General features: G+C 53.5%; 18 protein-coding genes. 5 read left to right on the top strand and 13 right to left on the bottom strand.

Annotated elements, in window-relative coordinates:
• Positions 1-28 precede the first annotated feature (28 nt).
• Together LC431_RS06030 and LC431_RS06035 are read left to right on the top strand one after the other, a co-directional pair.
• Positions 29-823: an SDR family oxidoreductase gene (locus tag LC431_RS06030; RefSeq protein WP_015689686.1), complete on the top strand. Its 795-nt coding sequence runs from the start codon at positions 29-31 to the stop codon at positions 821-823.
• A gap of 92 nt (positions 824-915) precedes the next feature.
• Positions 916-1605 (top strand): fumarylacetoacetate hydrolase family protein, encoded by a 690-nt coding sequence (locus LC431_RS06035; protein WP_013575050.1) that lies wholly within the window; start codon positions 916-918, stop codon positions 1603-1605.
• Between the two features lie 20 nt (positions 1606-1625).
• Here LC431_RS06035 and LC431_RS06040 read toward each other — a convergent pair whose 3' ends face one another.
• From LC431_RS06040 to LC431_RS06070, 7 genes are all read right to left on the bottom strand, one after another.
• Positions 1626-2432: a hypothetical protein gene (locus tag LC431_RS06040; RefSeq protein WP_037034885.1), complete on the bottom strand. Its 807-nt coding sequence runs from the start codon at positions 2430-2432 to the stop codon at positions 1626-1628.
• Positions 2432-2629: a hypothetical protein gene (locus LC431_RS06045; protein ID WP_013575048.1), complete on the bottom strand. Its 198-nt coding sequence runs from the start codon at positions 2627-2629 to the stop codon at positions 2432-2434. The genes LC431_RS06040 and LC431_RS06045 overlap by 1 nt, the downstream gene beginning before the upstream one ends.
• Before the next feature lie 134 nt (positions 2630-2763).
• The gene (gene ansP, locus LC431_RS06050; RefSeq protein WP_013575047.1) at positions 2764-4245 is read right to left on the bottom strand and encodes an L-asparagine permease; all 1482 of its coding nucleotides are present in this window, start codon (positions 4243-4245) and stop codon (positions 2764-2766) included.
• Positions 4246-4475: 230 nt separating this feature from the next.
• Positions 4476-5324, bottom strand: a complete 849-nt coding sequence (gene bglG, locus LC431_RS06055; RefSeq protein ID WP_015689683.1) for a transcriptional antiterminator BglG — start codon at positions 5322-5324, stop codon at positions 4476-4478.
• Positions 5325-5492: 168 nt separating this feature from the next.
• The gene (locus LC431_RS06060) at positions 5493-6890 is read right to left on the bottom strand and encodes a glycoside hydrolase family 1 protein (protein ID WP_015689682.1); all 1398 of its coding nucleotides are present in this window, start codon (positions 6888-6890) and stop codon (positions 5493-5495) included.
• Between the two features lie 22 nt (positions 6891-6912).
• Positions 6913-8787, bottom strand: coding sequence for a PTS beta-glucoside transporter subunit IIABC (gene bglF / locus LC431_RS06065; protein WP_223509476.1), 1875 nt, complete (start codon positions 8785-8787; stop codon positions 6913-6915).
• 304 nt (positions 8788-9091) lie between these two features.
• Positions 9092-9865, bottom strand: a complete 774-nt coding sequence (locus tag LC431_RS06070; RefSeq protein WP_013575043.1) for an SDR family NAD(P)-dependent oxidoreductase — start codon at positions 9863-9865, stop codon at positions 9092-9094.
• Between the two features lie 118 nt (positions 9866-9983).
• Between LC431_RS06070 and LC431_RS06075 the strand changes: the two genes are divergently transcribed.
• From LC431_RS06075 to LC431_RS06085, 3 genes are all read left to right on the top strand, one after another.
• Positions 9984-10883, top strand: coding sequence for a LysR family transcriptional regulator (locus LC431_RS06075; RefSeq protein WP_223509477.1), 900 nt, complete (start codon positions 9984-9986; stop codon positions 10881-10883).
• A 298-nt stretch (positions 10884-11181) separates the two neighbouring features.
• The gene (locus tag LC431_RS06080) at positions 11182-12594 is read left to right on the top strand and encodes an MFS transporter (RefSeq protein WP_121019436.1); all 1413 of its coding nucleotides are present in this window, start codon (positions 11182-11184) and stop codon (positions 12592-12594) included.
• Positions 12591-14969, top strand: a complete 2379-nt coding sequence (locus LC431_RS06085; protein WP_223509478.1) for a glycoside hydrolase family 3 N-terminal domain-containing protein — start codon at positions 12591-12593, stop codon at positions 14967-14969. The genes LC431_RS06080 and LC431_RS06085 overlap by 4 nt, the downstream gene beginning before the upstream one ends.
• A gap of 64 nt (positions 14970-15033) precedes the next feature.
• Here LC431_RS06085 and ruvB read toward each other — a convergent pair whose 3' ends face one another.
• From ruvB to aspS, 6 genes are all read right to left on the bottom strand, one after another.
• Complete coding sequence (ruvB, locus tag LC431_RS06090) at positions 15034-16041, bottom strand: Holliday junction branch migration DNA helicase RuvB (protein WP_037034899.1); 1008 nt, start codon at positions 16039-16041, stop codon at positions 15034-15036.
• A gap of 8 nt (positions 16042-16049) precedes the next feature.
• Positions 16050-16664 carry a Holliday junction branch migration protein RuvA gene (gene ruvA / locus LC431_RS06095; protein WP_013575037.1) on the bottom strand — a complete coding sequence of 205 codons (615 nt, stop codon included), beginning with the start codon at positions 16662-16664 and terminating at the stop codon, positions 16050-16052.
• Between the two features lie 87 nt (positions 16665-16751).
• A complete protein-coding gene (gene ruvC, locus LC431_RS06100) occupies positions 16752-17273 on the bottom strand; it encodes a crossover junction endodeoxyribonuclease RuvC (protein WP_013575036.1) in 522 nt (173 codons plus the stop codon).
• A 108-nt stretch (positions 17274-17381) separates the two neighbouring features.
• Positions 17382-18125: a YebC/PmpR family DNA-binding transcriptional regulator gene (locus LC431_RS06105; RefSeq protein ID WP_013575035.1), complete on the bottom strand. Its 744-nt coding sequence runs from the start codon at positions 18123-18125 to the stop codon at positions 17382-17384.
• 25 nt (positions 18126-18150) lie between these two features.
• Positions 18151-18597 carry a dihydroneopterin triphosphate diphosphatase gene (nudB, locus tag LC431_RS06110; RefSeq protein WP_013575034.1) on the bottom strand — a complete coding sequence of 149 codons (447 nt, stop codon included), beginning with the start codon at positions 18595-18597 and terminating at the stop codon, positions 18151-18153.
• Positions 18597-20393 (bottom strand): aspartate--tRNA ligase, encoded by a 1797-nt coding sequence (aspS, locus tag LC431_RS06115; RefSeq protein ID WP_112151804.1) that lies wholly within the window; start codon positions 20391-20393, stop codon positions 18597-18599. The genes nudB and aspS overlap by 1 nt, the downstream gene beginning before the upstream one ends.
• Between the last annotated feature and the right edge of the window lie 91 nt (positions 20394-20484).

Consider the following 20484-nt stretch of genomic DNA (forward strand, 5'->3'; position numbering starts at 1 on the left):
CCACCCTATCCAACACCGAGGTTCTACTATGTCAGATACAATTCGCACTCAGTCCGTGGCCTTAATCACCGGCGCATCAAGCGGCATCGGGGCCACTTACGCCGACCGTCTGGCGAAACGCGGTTATGATTTAGTGCTGGTTGCCCGTGATGCAACGCGCCTGAAAGCACTGGCTGAACGCCTGCAGGATGAAACCGGCGTAAAAATCACCGTGTTACCCGCAGACTTAACCCGCAGCGAAGATCTGGCACGCGTTGAGGATTTTATCCGTGCAACACCGCAGATTTCCCTGCTGATCAATAACGCCGGGGCTTCGCTGAAAGCCGGTTTTGAAAACAGCGATGCCGACGCCATCGGGAATCTGATCACCCTGAACGTCACCTCGGTGGCGCGTCTTTCACGCGTCGCTTTCGACGGTCTGATCAAGCATAAAGACGGGGCGATTATTAATATCGCGTCCGTGATGGCGCTGACGCCAGAGTTGCAATCTGCGGTGTATTCCGCCACCAAAGCCTTTGTGCTGACTTTCAGCCAGACGCTGCAATTTGAAATGGCCGAGCGCGGTCTGTACGTTCAGGCCGTATTACCTGCCGCAACGCGTACAGAAATCTGGGAACGTTCGGGCAAAAATATCGATGAAGTGCCGGGTGTAATGGAAGTGGGTGAACTGGTGGATGCCGCCTTGCTGGGCTTTGACCGCAAAGAAAAAATCACCATTCCGCCATTGCAGGACGAAAAACAGTGGGATGAATTTGATGCCCTGCGCAGTGCAATGGTACCGAACTTCCTGCAGGCTCACGCCGCACCGCGTTACAAGGCCTGACAGTGACACATTGACCAGTAACATAAATTTACTGGTCAATGTTGATTCGCTTTGCAAATATGTTAATTCGATAACTTTGTGAAGTGAATACGATGACTGAATATGTAATTGCTGCACCCGAAGTTCCGTCTCTCGCCGTCGAAGGCCAGAGCGCCCGCTTTCCGTTGCGCCGCGTGTATTGTGTTGGCCGTAACTATTCCGAGCACGCCCGTGAGATGGGTCATGATCCTGACCGCGAACCGCCTTTCTTTTTTGGCAAACCGGCTGATGCCGTGGTTCCCGCCAGCGGCAATGTGCCGTACCCGACGCTGACCGACGATCTGCATTATGAAGTAGAACTGGTCGTTGCGATTGCCAGAGGCGGTAAAGATATTGCCGCTGAAGACGCACTGTCACACGTCTGGGGTTATACCGTGGGCGTAGATTTAACCCGTCGTGATATTCAGGCGCAGGCCAAGAAACTGGGACGTCCGTGGGATTTCGCCAAAGGGTTTGATGATTCCGCACCGGCGAATCCGCTGCAACCCGTGAGTCAGACAGGTCATCCGGCTGCCGGTAAAATCTGGCTCGATGTGAACGGTGAAAAACGTCAGCGCGGTGATTTGAGCGACCAGATCTGGCAGGTAGCGGACGTCATCAGCTATCTCTCTCAGGCGGTTGAACTCAAGCCCGGTGATCTGATCTATACCGGTACGCCAGCAGGTGTGGGTCCGGTAGTGCGCGGTGATGTGATCACCGGCGGCATCGAAGGTCTGAGTGATTTCAGCTTCACTATCGTGTAATGCATGCAGGACGCCTTATTTCAGGCGTCCTTCTCACCAATTTTCCGGGCCATTTCTTCTTCAACCAGCGGAATAAGCTTCTCAAACGCACAGGCACTTGACGGGTCAAACAGCGACAGCGTTTCTATCTGGCTCAGTAAAATCACCTTACGAAACTTCAGCGCGCTCACCGGATCTGACACCGGCGTGATGCCATGTTCCTGATAATAGCGGGCATAATTATGCTCAACGCGCAGCTCCAGTGTGTCTTTATCGCGATAACCGCTGACCATCGGGATCACGACCACATTGTCCGACGAACTTGTTTCACACCTTGCGGTATGCACCATGCCGATATAAACACGCCGCGACTGCAGGGTGATGAATACCATATCGCCCTCTTCCATACACTGATATAACAGCCCTTCCACGCCGTTGGCGCGGGTAAGTTGTTTGTACAACTCTCTGCGTCCGGCAGTATTAAGGCGCAAGCCCGGTGACCAGGTAGTGCGGACCAGACACAGCATCACGGAGACGGCAAGCATAATCACCACCGGTGCCTGAATGCCTAAGAAACTCCAGTTGATGAAATCACGCTGGTAGTGCACATCCTGATGTAAATGCGGCAAGGCGGGCAGCCAGTTGATGACACCGGAAATCCCCCACAGCACCAGATATAGCAGTGCTATGACCAGTACGCCCTGCAGGACAAAAATACAGCCATACAGCGCCACCAGAAAATAGACGTCCCAGCCAAAGGTGCGTTTAAGTTTGAAACGCGATGAAATGTCGCGGGTGGTATACCAGTAGCCACAGACCATTAACACCATGAAAACGGCTGTCGCCATTACAGCACGCTCATGCGTTTGACGTGGCGGGCAAAGTCTTGCTGCATCTCCTGATTAGCCGGATTGACTGATGCCGTACCGTTTTCATCAATCAGAATACGCTCGCCCTCTTCCAGCGTATTTTCCATGTCTGCGGCACTGAACAGTCCGAGAAATTTTTCCGGGCTGGAAAATATTTGTAAAACAATCTTCAACATAGGTTTGCCTCTCCTCATAAAAGAATAAGCCTAGTCAAAGGAAAGAGACATTGTGGCTGTTTCAGATTTTTTACGGGCAGGAATGAAAAAGGGCCGCCATGACGGCAGCCCTTTGCTGGAATCTGCGAAACGAATTACTTCGCTTCAATACTTTCCTGATGTGCTTCTTCCTGCGCAGCCTGTTCGGCATGCACTTCAGCAGCACGTTTGCGCAGACCTATCCAGCCCAGTACCAGCAGAATGATCAGCACCGGAATGGTCGCCACCGTGTAGGTGCCGTTCGGGTAGTCAAACGCCATCAGGATCAGAACGCCCGCCAGGAAGGCCAGCGTCAGCCACGAGGTCACCGGTGCCCACGGCATTTTGAAGGAAACGTCTTTCGCACGACCTTCTTTGATCGCAGTACGCAGTTTCATCTGACAGACGATGATGAAAGCCCATGAACTGAGGATGCCGAGTGAGGCGACGTTCAGGACAATCTCAAACACCTGCGAAGGCACGTAATAGTTGAGCACTACACCGATCACATAAATGCCGACAGTGACCAGAATACCGGCGTACGGCACCTGCTGCGCACTCATCTTCGACATGAATTTCGGTGCTGAACCGCCCATCGACAGGGAACGCAGAATACGACCAGTGGAATACAAGCCGGAGTTGAGGCTCGACAGCGCTGCAGTCAGAACCACGATATTCATGATGGTACCGATGTAAGGCACGCCCAGCTTGCTGAAGAAGGTGACAAACGGACTTTGGCCCGCCTGATAGGCATTCCACGGCAGCAACAGCACCAGTAACACCACGGAGCCGACGTAGAACAAAGCGATACGCCAGATCACGCTGTTAATGGCTTTCGGCAGCACTTTCTCAGGATCTTTGGTTTCGCCCGCCGCCGTACCGACCAGCTCAATGGCCGCAAAGGCAAAGACCACGCCCTGCACCAGAACCAGCGCCGGTAACAAACCGTGCGGGAAAATACCGCCGTTGTCGGTGATCAGATGCAGACCTGTGGTGTTACCGTCCAGTTGTTTGCCGGTGCCGAGGAACACCACGCCAACCACCAGGAAGATAGCAATCGCCGCCACTTTGATCAGCGCAAACCAGAATTCCATCTCAGCGAACCACTTCACGCCGATCATGTTCATGGTTGCCACTATCGCCAGTGCGCCCAACGCAAACATCCATTGCGGAACATCACCGAAGGTTCCCCAGTAGTGCATGTACAGAGCCACTGCGGTGATATCGACAATGCCGGTCATCGCCCAGTTCAGGAAGTACATCCAGCCTGCTACGTAAGACGCTTTTTCACCCAGGAATTCACGGGCATAGGATACGAAGCTGCCACTGGTCGGACGGTGTAAAACCAGTTCGCCCAGTGCACGCAGGATAAAGAATGAGAAAATACCACACACCGCATACACGATAGCCAGCGCCGGACCCGCCATCTGTAAACGCGCACCCGCGCCGAGAAACAGACCGGTACCGATAGAACCACCAATGGCAATCATCTGAACCTGACGGTTGCCCATACTCTTGTGATAACCATGATCGTGAGAGTCCAGCCAGCGCCGTTTAGCCGCGTGCTTCGCCTCTGCCGTTTTTTTATGAGACTTCATTATGAGTTGTTCTCCAAAATAACCTTCACCTGACGCCGGGTGCTGCAAGCAAACGATTGCAAGCCTCGCCGTTTATGGGGTTTACCCACTGTAGTTTTTTTAGCCGGAACTGTTTTGGTGCAATAACGGCGAAGGATGCTACCTGTTCTCACTAACCGTGGCAAAAAAAACCGTCATTAAAAATTGTGAACAGTCATATTTCGCGCAGCAAATTTTGCGCTTGCGTGCGCTCAGGACGATTCTTTCGGCAGACACTCTTTTCTCACCCGTTCGATATTAATGGAGAGATACATAATTTCTTCCGTGGTCAGTTCGCGCTGATATTGCGCGGCCAGATAATCGCCGATTTTTTCCGCGCACAGCCACGCCTGTGGGTAATTTTCTTTTACCGCCACGTGCAGGGTCATGTCATCGTCGGCCACCACCGTGCGGCTGAGCATCCGCTGGGCGAAGAATTTAAGATGGGTGACGAAGCGCTGGTAGCTCAGCGACTCCTCGTCGTATTCAATACGCAGCTGGTATTTCACCAGATTGAGGATTTCCTGCATCACGCGGGTAATCTGCGCCACTTCCGGCATTTCGCCGTTAAGCTGCGCATTGACCAGATGCAGGGCAATAAAACCGGCTTCATCCACCGGCAATCGCACGCCGAGGCGCGAATCGATGATCTCCAGCGCTTCCAGCCCGAGGGCATATTCCTTCGGGTACAGACGGCGGGTTTCCCACAGCAAGGCATTACTGACCGGTACGCCCTTCTTCTGCCGTTCAATGGCAAAATTGCAGTGATCGGTGAGTGCGATATACAGGTTTTCCTGTAATTTCCCCAGCCGTCCCCGCGCCAGCGAAATAATCTGATCACAGGTGGTCATCACTTCCATCGGAATATGCGACAGCAACTCCGTCAGATGCGCGACCAGTTCGTCATTCTGCAGGGCAAAAATTTTCTCGATTTTGCTTTCATCCAGCTCATCCCCGGCTTTCTTCATAAATGCCAGCCCGCGCCCCATCACCACCTGTTCGCGTTGCTGCCCGCTGACGACAACCACCACATTATTATTGAGTATTTTGGCGATTTTCATTGTAACTCCCTGAAAAGAAAAACCTGATCGTCCGTATGGATGATCAGGTTTTGTCTGCCGCAGTCTTGGGATCTGCCTGATGATTTTACCAGATCCGATCCTCAGTCAGACGTAAATTTTGCCCTCAAAACGTGACGATGGCCTTAAGTCCCTTCAGACCGGATCAGATCAGGATGTTAATGACGCACCGTTTGAATTAATCACTTCCTGATACCAGAAGAAACTTTTCTTACGGCGGCGCTCCAGCGTGCCATTGCCCTGATCGTCGCGGTCTACATAGATATAACCATAACGCTTGGAGAATTCCGCTTTCGAGGCGCTGACCAGATCAATCGGTCCCCAGCTGGTGTAACCCATCACTTCCACGCCGTCTTCAATGGCTTCACGCACCTGAACCAGATGGTCATTGATGTACTGAATACGGTAATCATCATTAATGCTGCCGTCAGCTTCGACTTTATCCCGCGCACCCAAACCGTTTTCCACAATAAATAGCGGTTTCTGATAACGGTCATAAAGCTCATTCATTAAGAAGCGCAACCCTTCCGGGTCAATCTGCCATCCCCATTCGGAACTTTGCAGATGCGGGTTCGGCACCATATTTAATATATTGGCACGCGCTTTAATATTTTGTTCTTCATCCGTGGTGACACAACCGGTCATGTAATAACTGAATGAGATAAAGTCGACGGTTTCTTTCAACGCGGCTTTATCTTCAGAAGTAATATTAATTTCCATGCCGCGGTCTTTAAAGAAACGCGGCATATAAGCCGGATACGCGCCACGCACCTGAACATCGCCGAAGAATAACCAGTCGCGGTTCTGCTGCAAGGTTTCCATCATATCGGCCGGTTTGCAGGTCAGCGGATACAGCATTCCGCCAAGCAGCATATTGCCGATTTTGCCGTCAGGAATGATCTCGTGACAGGCTTTTACCGCTTTGGCACTGGCAACCAGCTGATGGTGAATGGCCTGATAGATGTCCTGTTTGCTGCTGTCTTCCGGCAATCCGACGCCGGTAAACGGCGCATGCAGCGACATATTGATTTCGTTAAAGGTCAGCCAGTGTTTGACTTTATCTTTATAACGGGTGAACACCGTGCGGGCGTAATTTTCAAAGAAACCGATGGTATCGCGGCTGCCCCAGCCACCGTGTTTTTTTACGATGCCGTACGGCATTTCGTAATGGGAAAGCGTCACCAGCGGTGTAATACCGTATTTTGCCATCTCATCAAACAGTCGGTCGTAGAATGCCAGCCCCGCTTCGTTCGGCTGCGATTCATCCCCCTGAGGGAAGATACGCGTCCAGGCGATTGAGGTACGCAATACGGTAAAACCCATTTCAGCGAACAATTTCATATCTTGCGGATAACGGTGGTAGAAATCGATGGCGACATCTTTCACGCCGAAATCCCCTTCCGTGCGTTCCTGCACCGGGCCGAAAACACCCTGCGGTTGCAGATCCGATGTGGATAAGCCTTTACCGTCGGTCAGGTAAGCCCCTTCAACCTGATTAGCGGCAACGGCTCCGCCCCATAAAAATCCGTTTGGAAATGGCTTGTTCATATGAACCTCCTGGCTCTGTTAGTTAGCGTAATAAAGTCAGTAAAAGGGTTTGTTCGCTGGCGTCCTGTCCGACACAGGCCGGAATGACGTCGAGATAATCGTCGCTGTTGGTGACCAGCACCGGCGTTGTCAGGTCGTAACCGGCATCAGTGATCCCCTGCACGTCGAATTCCAGCAACAAATCGCCCTGCTTCACCACCGCATCGACGTCAACGTGTGGCGTAAAGAATTTGCCGTCGAGCTTCACCGTATCGATGCCGACGTGGATCAGAATTTCTGCGCCGTCTGCCGATTCAATTCCGATGGCGTGATGGGTTTTGAACAGTGAAACCACCGTGCCGTCTACCGGTGAGACCACCCTTCCGGCGACAGGCACAATGGCCACACCTTTACCCAGCAGGCCGCTGGCGAATGTCGGATCTTTCACTGTGTCGAGTGCGATACACGGTCCGCTCATCGGGCTGGCGATCAGCGTTTTGCCGCGCGGCGCCTGTAACGCATCGGCCTGGGCCTTTTCGCTGACTTCCGGCGCGACCGCTTCTTGTTTTACACCGAAGAAATAAGTCGCCAGTGCGGCAAACAACAGCGCAATCAGGGTGCCTGCAATCCCGGCGGTCACCGTTTTATCAAAACCAGTGGGCGGAATAATCTGGGTAAACGTGAAGACACTGGGGAAACCGAAGGAATACGCCGTGGTCTGGAAGTAACCGAGCACCGCAGCGCCGAGCGCACCGCCGACGCAGCCGAAAATAAAAGGACGCCGATGCGGCAGGGTGATGCCATACACCGCCGGTTCCGTGATACCGAAAATCCCGGCGCTGATCGCCGACCCTGACAATGCTCGGGTACGGACATCTTTGGTCCGCAGCATCACACCCGCGACCGCACCAACCTGTCCCATCACCGCAGGCAGTAACAGCGGCAGCATGGTGTCATGGCCGAGCACGCTGAAGTTGTTGATCATCAACGGCACCAGCCCCCAGTGCAGACCGAAGATCACACAGACCTGCCACAGTGCGCCCATAAAGGCACCGGCGACCATCGGGCTGACGTGATAAACAAACTGGTAGCCATGGGCCAGTTGCTGACTGGCCCAGGTCGCGACCGGCCCGATAACCAGGAATGTCAGCGGCACAATCACCATCAGGCAGATCAGCGGTGTGATGAAGTTACGCAGCGCGCCGGGTAAAATTTTCATCGACTGCTTTTCCAGCCAGCTTGATGCCCACGCGGCCAGAATCACCGGAATGACCGAAGAGGTATAATTGATAAAGACCAGCGGGATGCCTAAGAAATGCTCGCTGTGCGCGCCGGACTGCTGCACATCAAATGCGGCGATCATCAGCGGGTGCACCATCGCGCCGCCAATCATCATGGTCACAAACGGATTACCGCCGAATTTTTTACCGGCGGTATAACCGATCACCAGCGGGAAGAAATAAAACATAGCGTCGCTGGCGGCGAACCAGACTTTATAGGTACCGCTTTCCGGCACCATCCAGCCACAGGCCAGCGCCAGTGCCAGAAAACCTTTGAGGATCCCCGATGCCGCCATAATGCCGATAAACGGCGTGAATATGCCGGAAATGACATCAATGGCACGGGCAAACACACTGCCGTTATCACCCCTGTCGTCATCGCTGCCGTCTGAAAGCGCGCTGCCTTTCACCAGCGCTTCATAGACGGCACCGACGTGATTGCCAATCACTACCTGAAACTGACCACCGCTCTCGACCACCATGATCACGCCCGGATTTTCTTTCAGCCCGGCAGCATCGGCTTTGCTTGTATCTTTTAGCTTGAAGCGTAAACGGGTGGCACAATGCACCACACTGTTGACGTTTTCCTTTCCGCCCACTCCGCGGAGAATTTCGTCGGCTAATGTTCTGTATTCCATAGTGTCATCTCATCAGAGTAAGGGCGTCGTGCACGACATTGCCGTTGCGTTGCAAAGGGGCGGCCGGCCCCTGAATTCAGGCCAAAAAAAAACCTAAACGTCCGGTCTCTTCGTCATACACGAAGAAACGAGAAGTTTAGGTTTTGCCTGTCAGACAGTAACAATCCTGCTTTCTGAAACGGATTCTCGGGCGAATCGGAAACAGAAACAAGTCGTAATATTCGCCGGATGATGAAACTGTGATCGGCTTCAGACTTTGTGCAGACTGACGCCCGTCCCTGAGCCTCGGTCTTTTTTGTCCTGACTAACGCAGCCCCGCCACCGTAAATCCGCCATCGACCAGCAGATTCTGACCGGTCACAAATCGCGCTTCATCACTGCACAACCACGCCACAACATCCGCGACATCTGCCGGTTCGCCCACACGCCCTGCGGGTGTCAGGCGCACAAAAGGGATCAGCGTTTCTTCATTTGCGCCCATCCGCCGCGCCATCGGGGTATCGATAATGCCGGGATTAACGTTATTGATGCGGATATTCTGCGCACCGGTTTCCAGCGCTATAGCGCGGATCATCGCGTCAAGCCCGCCTTTGCTGGCGGAATACGCAGCAGAGCCAATACTGGCTCCGTGCGCCAGCCAGGAAGAGGTATTCACAATCGCACCGCCACGCCCTGCGGCGGTCATGGCTTCCAGCTGATATTTCACTGACAGCCAGACGCCTTTCAGATTGGTGGCAATCACCCGGTCAAATTCCGCTTCTGTCATGTCACTGACTGGCGCAAAACCTTCCACACCCGCATTATTAAACGCGGCGTCCAGTCGCCCGTAATGCGCCAGCGTCGCGGCAATAAGATGCCGGACCTGTGCGCTGTCTGACACATCGGTCGGCACCGCCAGGGCATCACCGCCCCGTTCACGGATCATCATCACCGTTTCCTGGAGCGCCGTTTCCCGTCTTCCTGCCACCACGACTTTCGCACCATCGCGTGAAAACGCCAGTGCGGCTGCCCGCCCGATGCCTGAGCCACCGCCCGTGACCAGCGCAACCCGCCCCTGTAACCGTAATGTTTGCGACATATTTTTCTCCGTTGATGAATTTTCCAAACCGAGGCCTGACTATAAGCGCATTGATTATTGTGAATAAGCCATGTTATATCGCATGCTTTACTGGCTTTTATTCATCAATAGGAAACTGATGCGCACCCACGAATTCGGAGAACTGAGAGCATTTGTCGCCGTAGCGGAAGAGAAGAGTTTCCGCAAAGCCGCGGCGCGGCTAAATTTAACCGCTTCAACGCTGAGCCATTCCTTACGTTCGCTGGAAGAGCGTCTGGGCGTCAGATTGCTGAACCGCACAACGCGGCAGGTATCGCCCACCGAAGCGGGTTACGCATTGCTGGCGGAAGTGGTGCCGGCATTATCAGTCATCTCTGATGCGATGGAGAAAGTGAACGCTTTGAGGGGGATACCCAAAGGCACGGTGCGTATTAATACGCCACGCATCGCTGCTGACATGGTTTTCCTGCCGCAGTTGCCCAAATTTTGTCAGACGTTCCCGGATATCACGCTGGAACTTGCCACCAATGACGGTTTCGTGGACATCATCAGTGAGGGGTTTGATGCAGGCGTACGCATCCGGGGCGATGTTCAGCAGGACATGAGTGCGGTACGCCTGACCGCCGATTTTCACTCTGCGGTGTACGGTTCGCCGGATTATTTCGCCCGCTGCCCGCAACCACAAACGCCTGCCGATTTGAAAAACCATGCCTGCATTGGGCGTCGGGAAATTGCCAGCGGTTCGCTGTACCGCTGGGAGTTCGAAAAAAATGGGCGACAGATTACCGTGCCCGTCAGCGGGCCGCTGGTGGTCGACAGCGTCAGCATGATGACCCGCATTGCGCTCGATGGAATCGGGCTGGTGTACAGCGCGCAGAGTGCTGAACATGATGCGCTGGTGGCGGAAGGTAAGCTGATCCGGGTGCTTGAAGACTGGTCGGTCACCTTTCCCGGATTCTTTCTCTATTACCCCGGCCACCGCCAGTTACCCGCCGCATTAAAAGCGGTGACCGGTTATTTCCGCTGGCGGGAAGAGTGATAAAAACCCTGTCTCAGCCCATTCACCGGAGATGGCATCCCGCTCAACGCGGGCCTTTGCCAGTCCGGATCCACGCGCCGATGAAGCAAACACCGCCGTCAGTTTGATCCCGTTCACAAATAAAAAACAAAATCAAAAAACGTAAATTGCATATTCATTTCCTCAATTGTTTACCTGAGTTCTATTCACAATACTTTTGGCACCATTTTACTTCCCAGGCTGTTTATCTTTTTTTCCGTTAAAGACATGAATTATTTTCCGTCGGTTATCTCTCCTTACAGAAAGCAGGTAACAAATAATGGTGATCACTCCGGTTCTTTCAGTAAAAGATAAGATTGGCTACGGACTCGGCGATATGGCCAGTGCGCTGGTCTGGCAAACTGCGACTTTATTTCTCGCTTATTTCTACACGGATGTTTTTGGTTTACCCGCCGCGATCATGGGCACACTATTTTTAGTGGTACGCGCCGTGGATGCCTGCGTAGATCCCTGCATCGGTGCGCTGGTTGATCGCACCACAACACGCTATGGAAAATTCCGTCCGTGGCTGCTGTGGTTTGCAATACCGTTTGGGGTCTGTTGCCTGATCACATTTTATGTACCAGACATATCACCGACCGGTAAAATTATTTATGCAGCAGTCACTTATACATTACTCAGCCTGGTGTATTCCGCTATCAATGTGCCGTATTGTGCCATGCCGGGGGCGTTAACACTCGACCCGCGCGAACGCCATTCGCTGCAGTCGTGGCGCTTCGGACTGTCATTTGTCGGGGGGCTGGTGGTAACAGTGATCGCCCTGCCGCTGGTGGCAAAACTCGGCGCAGGTAACCCGCAGAAAGGCTATTTCTATGCCATGAGCCTGATGGGATTACTCGGTATCGTATTATTTTTCTGTTGTTTCGCACTGACGCGTGAGCGTTATCAACCGCGCAATGACACCTCCGGTTCAATGCTGAGCGACCTGAAATTACTGTGGAATAACTCACAATGGCGCATTGTTTTTATTTTTAATATCTTACTATTATGTGCCGTCGTTATCCGTGGTTCCGCCACCATGTATTATGTGAAATATGTGCTAGGCCGCCCGGATCTGATTTTTAATTTTATTGTTTTTGGCATGATCGCCTCGTTATTTGGCGCACTATTGTCTGAGAAAATACTGGGTAAATTCGACCGGATTAAATCCTATCAATGGACAATTCTGACTTTTGTGGTGTGTAATGCAGCGATTTTCTTTATTCCCTCCCCTTCCGTCAGTCTTATTTTTGCCCTCAATCTTGTGTTCAGTTTTATCCAAAACCTGACCACGCCGCTGCAATGGACGATGTTCTCCGACGTTGTGGATCACGAAGAATCCCGCACCGGCCGCCGGCTTGACGGGCTGGTATTCTCCACTGCGCTGTTTGCCATCAAATTCGGGCTGGCACTGGGCGGTGCCATCGTCGGCTGGGTGCTTGGTATGGTCGGTTACCTGCCGAACGGCGCCACGCAAAGTGCTTCGGTGATGCTGACCATCAATTCACTGTTCACACTGGTGCCCTGTGCGTTATTCCTGCTGATGGCCGCGCTGCTTTTTACCTACAAACTCAACAGCCGCACCATGCAAACTATCGCCTCATCCCTCGCAACGCGACGTTCTTTCGGGGGCGACGATGACCCCGTGCTCAGCGGTTCACGCCCTTTGATTAATCAAGGAGATGTAAGATGACTTATCTTTATCAGGATGCTTCACAGCCCGTTGCCCGCCGCGTCGCCGATCTTCTGGCACGCATGACGCCGGAGGAAAAATTCGCGCAGATGCATGCGTTCTGGCTGATCCTCGACAGCAACGGCAATCACAAAGAACGTACCGATCTGAGCGATGATTTTTCCGGTCACAAACAGAGTCAGGCGCTGGAACAGCAACTGGCACTTGGCGCCGGGCAAATCACCCGTCCGCTCGGCACGCACGTGGTCAGCCCGGCAGAAGGCGTACAGGCGCTGAACCGGCTGCAAAAAACGCTGGTAGAAGACACCCGGCTGGGTATTCCGGCGATGTTCCACGAAGAATGTCTGGTCGGCTTATTGTGCAAAGACGCCACACTGTTTCCCTCGTCCCTGAGCTACGCCTCAACGTGGGATCCGCAACTGATGGAGCAAATTGCAGGTGCTATCCGTCAGGAAGCACAAAGCGTTGGTTGTCATCAGGGGCTGGCACCGGTTCTGGATGTGTCGCGCGATGTGCGCTGGGGACGTACCGAGGAAACCTTTGGTGAAGACCCGTATCTGGTCGGCGTGATGGCGACCGCTTACGTGCGCGGATTACAGGGCGAAGCGCGGGACCTGCTGGCCACGCTGAAACATTATGTCGGGCACTCTTTCAGCGAAGGGGCGCGCAACCATGCGCCGGTTCATCTTGGTTTTCGCGAGCTGAATGACACTTTCCTGCTGCCGTTTGAGATGGCGGTGAAGCTGGCGAATGCCGGTTCTGTGATGCCGGCATATCACGACATTGATGGTCAGCCTTGCCACAGCGATCACTTCCTGCTGACCGAAATCTTGCGTGAACAATGGGGGTTCGACGGTCTGATTGTTGCCGATTACGGTGGTGTCAGCCTGCTGCATCAGCATCACGGTGTCAGCCATGACGATGCCGAATCCGCCGCGCTGTCGTTCAATGCGGGTCTGGATATTGAATTACCGAAAGGTGACTGCGCACAACATCTGGCGGATGCCGTTTCGCGTGGCCTGATTGATATGGCGAAAATTGACGAAATTGTCGCACGCGTGCTGACTGAAAAATTTCGCCTTGGCCTGTTTGAACAGCCTTACGCCATTGAGCCTGAGCCGCAGCTTCAGCAACCTGCCACGCGGGAACTGGCCTGGAAAGCCGCGGTCCGCTCAATCACTCTGCTGGAAAATAATGGCATCCTGCCGCTGAAACCCACATCCGGCCAAAAAATCGCGGTGATCGGCCCGACGGCAGATGATCCTCTGGCGTTGCTCAGCGGTTACAGTTTTCCGGTGCATCTGATCATCAGCGAAATGCAGGCGCAGACAGAACAGATCACCACGCCATTACAGGCATTACGCGAGGCCTATGGTGAGCAAAATATCCGTTATACCAAAGGTTGCCATATTCTCGAAAAACGCACAGCGGGCGCGCCGGTCTTCCCCGGCGATGCCGCAACACCCATGCAAAACTCGCCGGTATCACGAAGTACCGCGCTGATCCCGCAGGCCGTAAAACTGGCGCAGGAAAGTGACGTCGCACTGGTGTTTGTCGGCGATCTGGCCGGTTTATTCCAGAGCGGTACTGTCGGCGAAGGCTCTGATACAGACAGCCTGCAACTGCCGGGCGTTCAGCAGCAGTTGCTGGAAGCCGTGATCGCAACCGGCAAACCGACCATTGTGATAATGACCGGCGGTCGTCCGTATTCCCTTGGCGGGCTGGAAGAAAAAGTCGCCGGATACCTGATGGCATTTGCCCCCGGACAGGAAGGGGGACGCGCCATCAGCGACATTATCAGTGGCAAACAGGCTCCGTCCGGGCGGCTGGTGGTTTCCGTACCGAAAAGCGCCGGTGCGATGCCGTATTACTACAATCACAAACTGAAAAGTGGCGGCACGCCGATCGCCTTCCACTTTGGCGCAAAATACCCGTTTGGCTTCGGGCTGAGCGGCACCACGTTCCGCTATCACGACCTGCAACTCAATCAGCAACCGGTCGCCATCGAAAATGGCGATATTGCAGTACAAATCAAAGTCACCAATACCGGAAATCAGGCGGGCAGCGAGGTGGTGCAGGTTTATCTGCGTGACTGTGTGGCATCACTGGTGCGCCCGATGCAGGAACTCAAGGCTTTTGAGCGCGTAGCGCTGGACGCCGGACAAACCGCAACGCTGAGTTTCAGTATCCCGACCGACATGCTGAATTTCACCAGTCACGCCGGTAAGCGCATCGTCGAACCGGGTTCTGTTGAAATTCAGGTGGGCTCTTCAAGCGCCGATATTCATGCAACAGGAAAGGTGATTCTGGCGGGTGAAGTACGCGAGTTGCCACGTAACTGGCGGATGGTCAGCCGCTGTGAAGTCAGTCGTTAATACCTGATGACGGAAAGCAAAACGGACGCTCAGGGCGTCCGTTTTTTTATGCTCAGGAGATCTGTTACTCAGATTCTCTGGCAATACCGAAATGCTTATACGCATGATTGGTCGCCATACGCCCGCGCGGTGTGCGCTGAATAAACCCCTGCTGGATCAGGAAGGGTTCGATGACGTCTTCAATCGTCTCGCGCTCTTCGCCAATCGCCGCGGCTAAGTTATCCAGCCCGACCGGCCCGCCGCTGAACTTATCGATAATGGCCAGCAACAGTTTGCGGTCCATGTAATCGAAACCTTCGGCATCAACATCCAGCATATCCAGCGCGCCGTTAGCCACATCACCATTAATGGTACCGTCGCCTTTCACTTCCGCGAAGTCACGCACACGGCGTAATAAGCGGTTAGCGATACGCGGCGTTCCGCGTGAACGGCGGGCTATCTGATGCGCGCCCTCTTCCGACAACTCCAGCCCAAGGCATGAGGCGCTACGTCCGACGATGTGCTGCAAATCAGCCACCTGATAGAACTCCAGACGCTGTACGATACCGAAACGGTCACGTAACGGTGACGTCAGGGAACCGGCGCGGGTCGTCGCACCAATCAGGGTAAACGGCGGTAAATCGAGTTTGATGGAGCGTGCCGCAGGACCTTCCCCAATCATGATATCCAGCTGATAGTCTTCCATCGCCGGATAGAGAATTTCTTCAACGACCGGTGAGAGACGGTGGATTTCATCAATAAAAAGCACATCATGCGGCTCGAGGTTGGTCAGCATCGCGGCCAGATCACCGGCTTTTTCCAGCACCGGCCCCGACGTGGTACGTAAATTCACGCCCATTTCGTTCGCCACGATGTTAGCCAGCGTGGTTTTACCCAGTCCCGGCGGTCCGAAAATCAACAGGTGATCGAGCGCATCTTTGCGTTGCTTAGCCGCCTGAATAAAGATTTCCATTTGCGAACGCACATGCGGCTGTCCAACGTATTCGCTGAGCAACTTCGGGCGGATCGCACGGTCAATGACCTCTTCTTCACTGAAAACTTCGGAAGAAATCAGGCGGTCAGCTTCAATCATCGTTTACCTCACAGCGCTGCGCGCAGCGCTTCTCTAATCAACGTTTCAGATTCTGCGCCCGGTTTGGCCACCTTGCTGATCATGCGGCTGGCTTCCGGTGGTTTATATCCGAGGGATATCAGGGCTGCAACGGCTTCGCCTTCGGCGTCAGATTCTTTAGCTTTCGACGCCGATGCAGGTAGCGTGATATCAGTATGATTGTTAAATAGATCACCGTTTAATCCTTTAAACCGGTCTTTCATTTCGACGACCAGGCGTTCTGCGGTTTTCTTACCGACGCCAGGTAACTTAATTAATGCGGTGATTTCTTCCTTTTCTACCGCACTGACAAACTGCTGCGCCGACATGCCTGACAGAATCGCCAGCGCCAGCTTCGGCCCAACGCCGTTGACTTTAATCAGCTCGCGAAACAGCGCGCGCTCTTGTTTATCGTTAAATCCGTAGAGCAACTGGGCATCTTCACGGACGATAAATTGCGTGAAGATGATAGCTTCCTGACCCAGTTCCGGCAATTCATAAAAACAGGTCATCGGCATATGCACTTCATAGCCCACGCCGTTGGTTTCAAGCAGCACCAAAGGGGGCTGTTTTTCCAGAATAATGCCTCGTAGTCTGCCTATCACGTTCATTTTCCTTATCAGGTCAAAAGCAGCGATGTTTATATCATAAAAAAGGCTGGATGGATATCCAGCCTAATGGACTTGCGGCGTCTATCGCATCCGTCCGCGCGCCATCTGTAATTTGTCACTGCTGAGCCGGATAGCATTCTGACTCATATGACAATGCGTTATGGCAATTGCCAGCGCATCGGCGGCATCGGCCTGCGGGTTAGCCGGTAATTTCAGGATTGACCGCACCATATGCTGAACCTGCGCTTTTTCTGCCGCACCGGTACCGACCACGGTCTGTTTGACCTGCCTCGCCGCATACTCAAACACCGGCAGATCCTGATTGACAGCAGCGACAATTGCCGCACCGCGTGCCTGCCCGAGCTTTAACGCGGAGTCGGCGTTCTTCGCCATAAACACGGATTCGATGGCAAAAAAATCAGGCTGAAATTGCGTAATGATTTCCGACACACCGGCGTAAATCAGTTTCAGACGTCCCGGCATATCGTCCACCACGGTGCGGATACAGCCGCTGCCGAGATAGCTGAGCTGACGCCCTGTCTGGCGGATAATGCCATAGCCGGTAATACGCGAACCGGGGTCGATCCCCAGAATAATAGCCATAGCCAGTCAACGCCTTGTGTTGTCGTTTTTTTGGAAAGTTGGGGAGAGTATAAACTGCTGAGGGACAACAGGATAGCCAGCCGGTGGTAGCCACCGGCGGCACTGAGATTACAGGGTTTCTGCGATCTCGTCGGAGATTTCACCGTTGTGGTAAACCTCCTGCACATCGTCACAATCTTCCAGCATGTCGATCAGGCGCAACAGTTTAGGTGCAGTTTCTGCATCCATGTCGGCTTTGGTCGATGGGATCATCGTGACTTCAGCGGAATCAGCTTTGTAACCGGCGGCTTCCAGCGCGTCTTTCACTTCGCCCAGATTTTCCCAGGCAGTGAACACATCGATAGCGCCATCATCGTAAGAAATGATGTCTTCAGCACCCGCTTCCAGCGCGGCTTCCATCAGCACGTCTTCATCCAGACCAGGAGCGAAAGTGATCACGCCTTTTTTGGAGAACAGATAAGCCACGGAACCGTCGGTACCCAGATTGCCACCGGTTTTGGTGAAGGCATGACGCACTTCTGCCACGGTACGGTTGCGGTTATCACTCAGACATTCAACCATGATGGCTGAACCGCCAGGACCGTAACCTTCATAAATGATGGTTTCCATGTTGGTGTCTTCGTCACCGCCCACGCCACGTGCGATAGCCCGGTTGAGGGTATCGCGGGTCATGTTGTTGGACAGCGCTTTATCGATAGCCGCACGCAGACGTGGGTTTGAACCCGCATCGCCGCCACCCAGACGCGCAGCGGTAACCAGCTCACGAATGATTTTGGTAAAAATTTTGCCGCGTTTAGAATCTTGCGCCGCTTTGCGGTGCTTGGTATTGGCCCACTTACTGTGACCTGCCATAAATATCTCCAAAAAGTCTAAAGTCTTAACAGACCGAATAGTTTACAAATTCTTCAATCGCCTGCTGGTTGCTCGGGGAGACTGTCAGCGCTGCCGCTGCCAGTTTATCGAGCCACCGGTACGCATGATGTTCGGTGAGAACCACATCACGCTCGTCGGGTAACGCCAGACAGAACCAATGTTCTTTATTGCGGGTCACACCGGGAGCATAGCGATGGCGCAAATGCGCAAATATTTCAAAGTCCTCGCAGCGATGGCAGTCCTGCAGAGTCAGGTTTTCACCTGCAATGTCGATACCGACCTCTTCCATGACTTCACGCTGCGTGGTTTGATTTGGGGATTCCCCGTCTTCCAGACTGCCGGTCACCGACTGCCAGAAATTCGGGTCATCCTTTCGTTGAAGCATCAGCACCCTGCCGGTGTTTCTGGCGTAGATGACGCACAGTATCGACTCAGGACGCTTATAGCTCATTAGTTATTCTCTGTATTTGTGTCTGGTGTCACTTCTTTTTTCGCCACAACCGCAATGCCCAGTTCCAGCAGCGACGCAGGGTTGGCAAAACTTGGCGCTTCGGTCATCAGACACGCCGCAGCGGTAGTTTTCGGGAAAGCGATCACGTCACGGATGTTATCCGTGCCGGTCAGCAACATCACCAGACGATCGAGACCAAATGCCAGACCGGCGTGCGGAGGCGTACCGTATTTCAGGGCGTCGAGCAGGAAGCCGAATTTCTCGCGCTGTTCGTGCTCGTTAATACCCAGAATGCTGAACACGGTCTGCTGCATTTCGCTGCGGTGAATACGCACAGAACCGCCGCCCACTTCGTAGCCGTTGATCACCATGTCGTAGGCGTTAGCGATAGCAGAAACCGGGTTCGCTGCCAGTTCTTCTGCGCTCATGTCTTTTGGTGCAGTGAACGGGTGGTGCATAGCGCTCAGGCCGCCTTCGTCAGTGTCTTCAAACATCGGGAAGTCGATCACCCACAGCGGAGCCCACATGTCTTCTTTAGTGATTTTCAGGTCACGGCCGACTTTAAGGCGCAGTGCGCCAATCGCGTCAGTCACAATCTTCGCGCTGGCTGCGCCGAAGAAGATCATGTCGCCATCCTGTGCACCAGTGCGTGCGATCAAGGCAGCCAGCAGTTCTTCATTCAGGAATTTAGCCACCGGGCTCTGGATACCTTCCAGGCCTTTCGCCACTTCATTCACTTTGATATAAGCCAGGCCTTTCGCACCGTAGATTTCGATGAATTTGGCGTATTCGTCAATTTGTTTACGGCTCAGGGAGGCACCGCCCGGAACGCGCAATGCAGCCACGCGGCCTTTCGGATCGTTGGCCGGATCAGCAAACACTTTGAACTCGATGTTTTTCATCAGGTCCGCAACATCCACCATTTCCATCGGGTTGCGCAGGTCCGGTTTATCAGAACCGTAGCGACGCATGGCCTCTGCGAAGGTCATGATCGGGAAGTCGCCCAGATCCACGCCTTTCACTTCCTGCCACAGTTCACGGGCCAGTTTCTCCATCACTTCGCGCACTTGTTCGGCGCTCATGAAAGAGGTTTCCACATCGATCTGGGTGAATTCAGGCTGACGGTCAGCACGTAAATCTTCGTCACGGAAGCATTTTACGATCTGATAATAACGATCAAAACCAGACATCATCAGCAGTTGTTTGAACAGCTGAGGAGACTGCGGCAAGGCGTAGAACTTACCTTTGTGCACACGGCTTGGCACCAGATAGTCACGCGCGCCTTCCGGTGTAGCTTTGGTCAGCATCGGAGTTTCGATGTCGAGGAAGTCATGGCTGTCCATGAAACGGCGTACGAAGCTGGTGATTTTTGCACGCGCTTTCAGGCGGTTAGCCATTTCAGGGCGACGCAAATCCAGATAGCGGTATTTCAGACGCGCTTCTTCAGTGTTGACGTGGTTGGAGTCCAGCGGCAGCGATTCTGAACGGTTGATAATGTTCAGATTACTGGCGAACACTTCCACTTCACCGGTCGCCATGTCTTTATTGAACTGGCTTTCCGGGCGTGCGCGCACGGTGCCGGTTAACTGGATGCAGAACTCGTTACGCAGTTCAGACGCCAGCTTGTAGGCTTCTGCCTGATCGGGGTCGAAGAAAACCTGAACGATGCCTTCGCGGTCACGCATATCGATGAAAATCAAACCACCCAAATCGCGGCGACGGTTAACCCAGCCACACAATGTTACTTCCTGGCCCACATTGGACGCATTCAGTTTTCCACAATATACAGTACGCATAACGGTATCCTTTTGATCCCACTACCCGGCCTCATGGCTCACAGGCACAGAAACGGTTATTGACTCTGGTCGCCCGCCGCAAAACTCAGCA

Origin of the sequence: Rahnella sp. GSA61A (genome assembly GCF_019969905.1) — a bacterium.
GTDB lineage: Bacteria > Pseudomonadota > Gammaproteobacteria > Enterobacterales > Enterobacteriaceae > Rahnella > Rahnella aceris.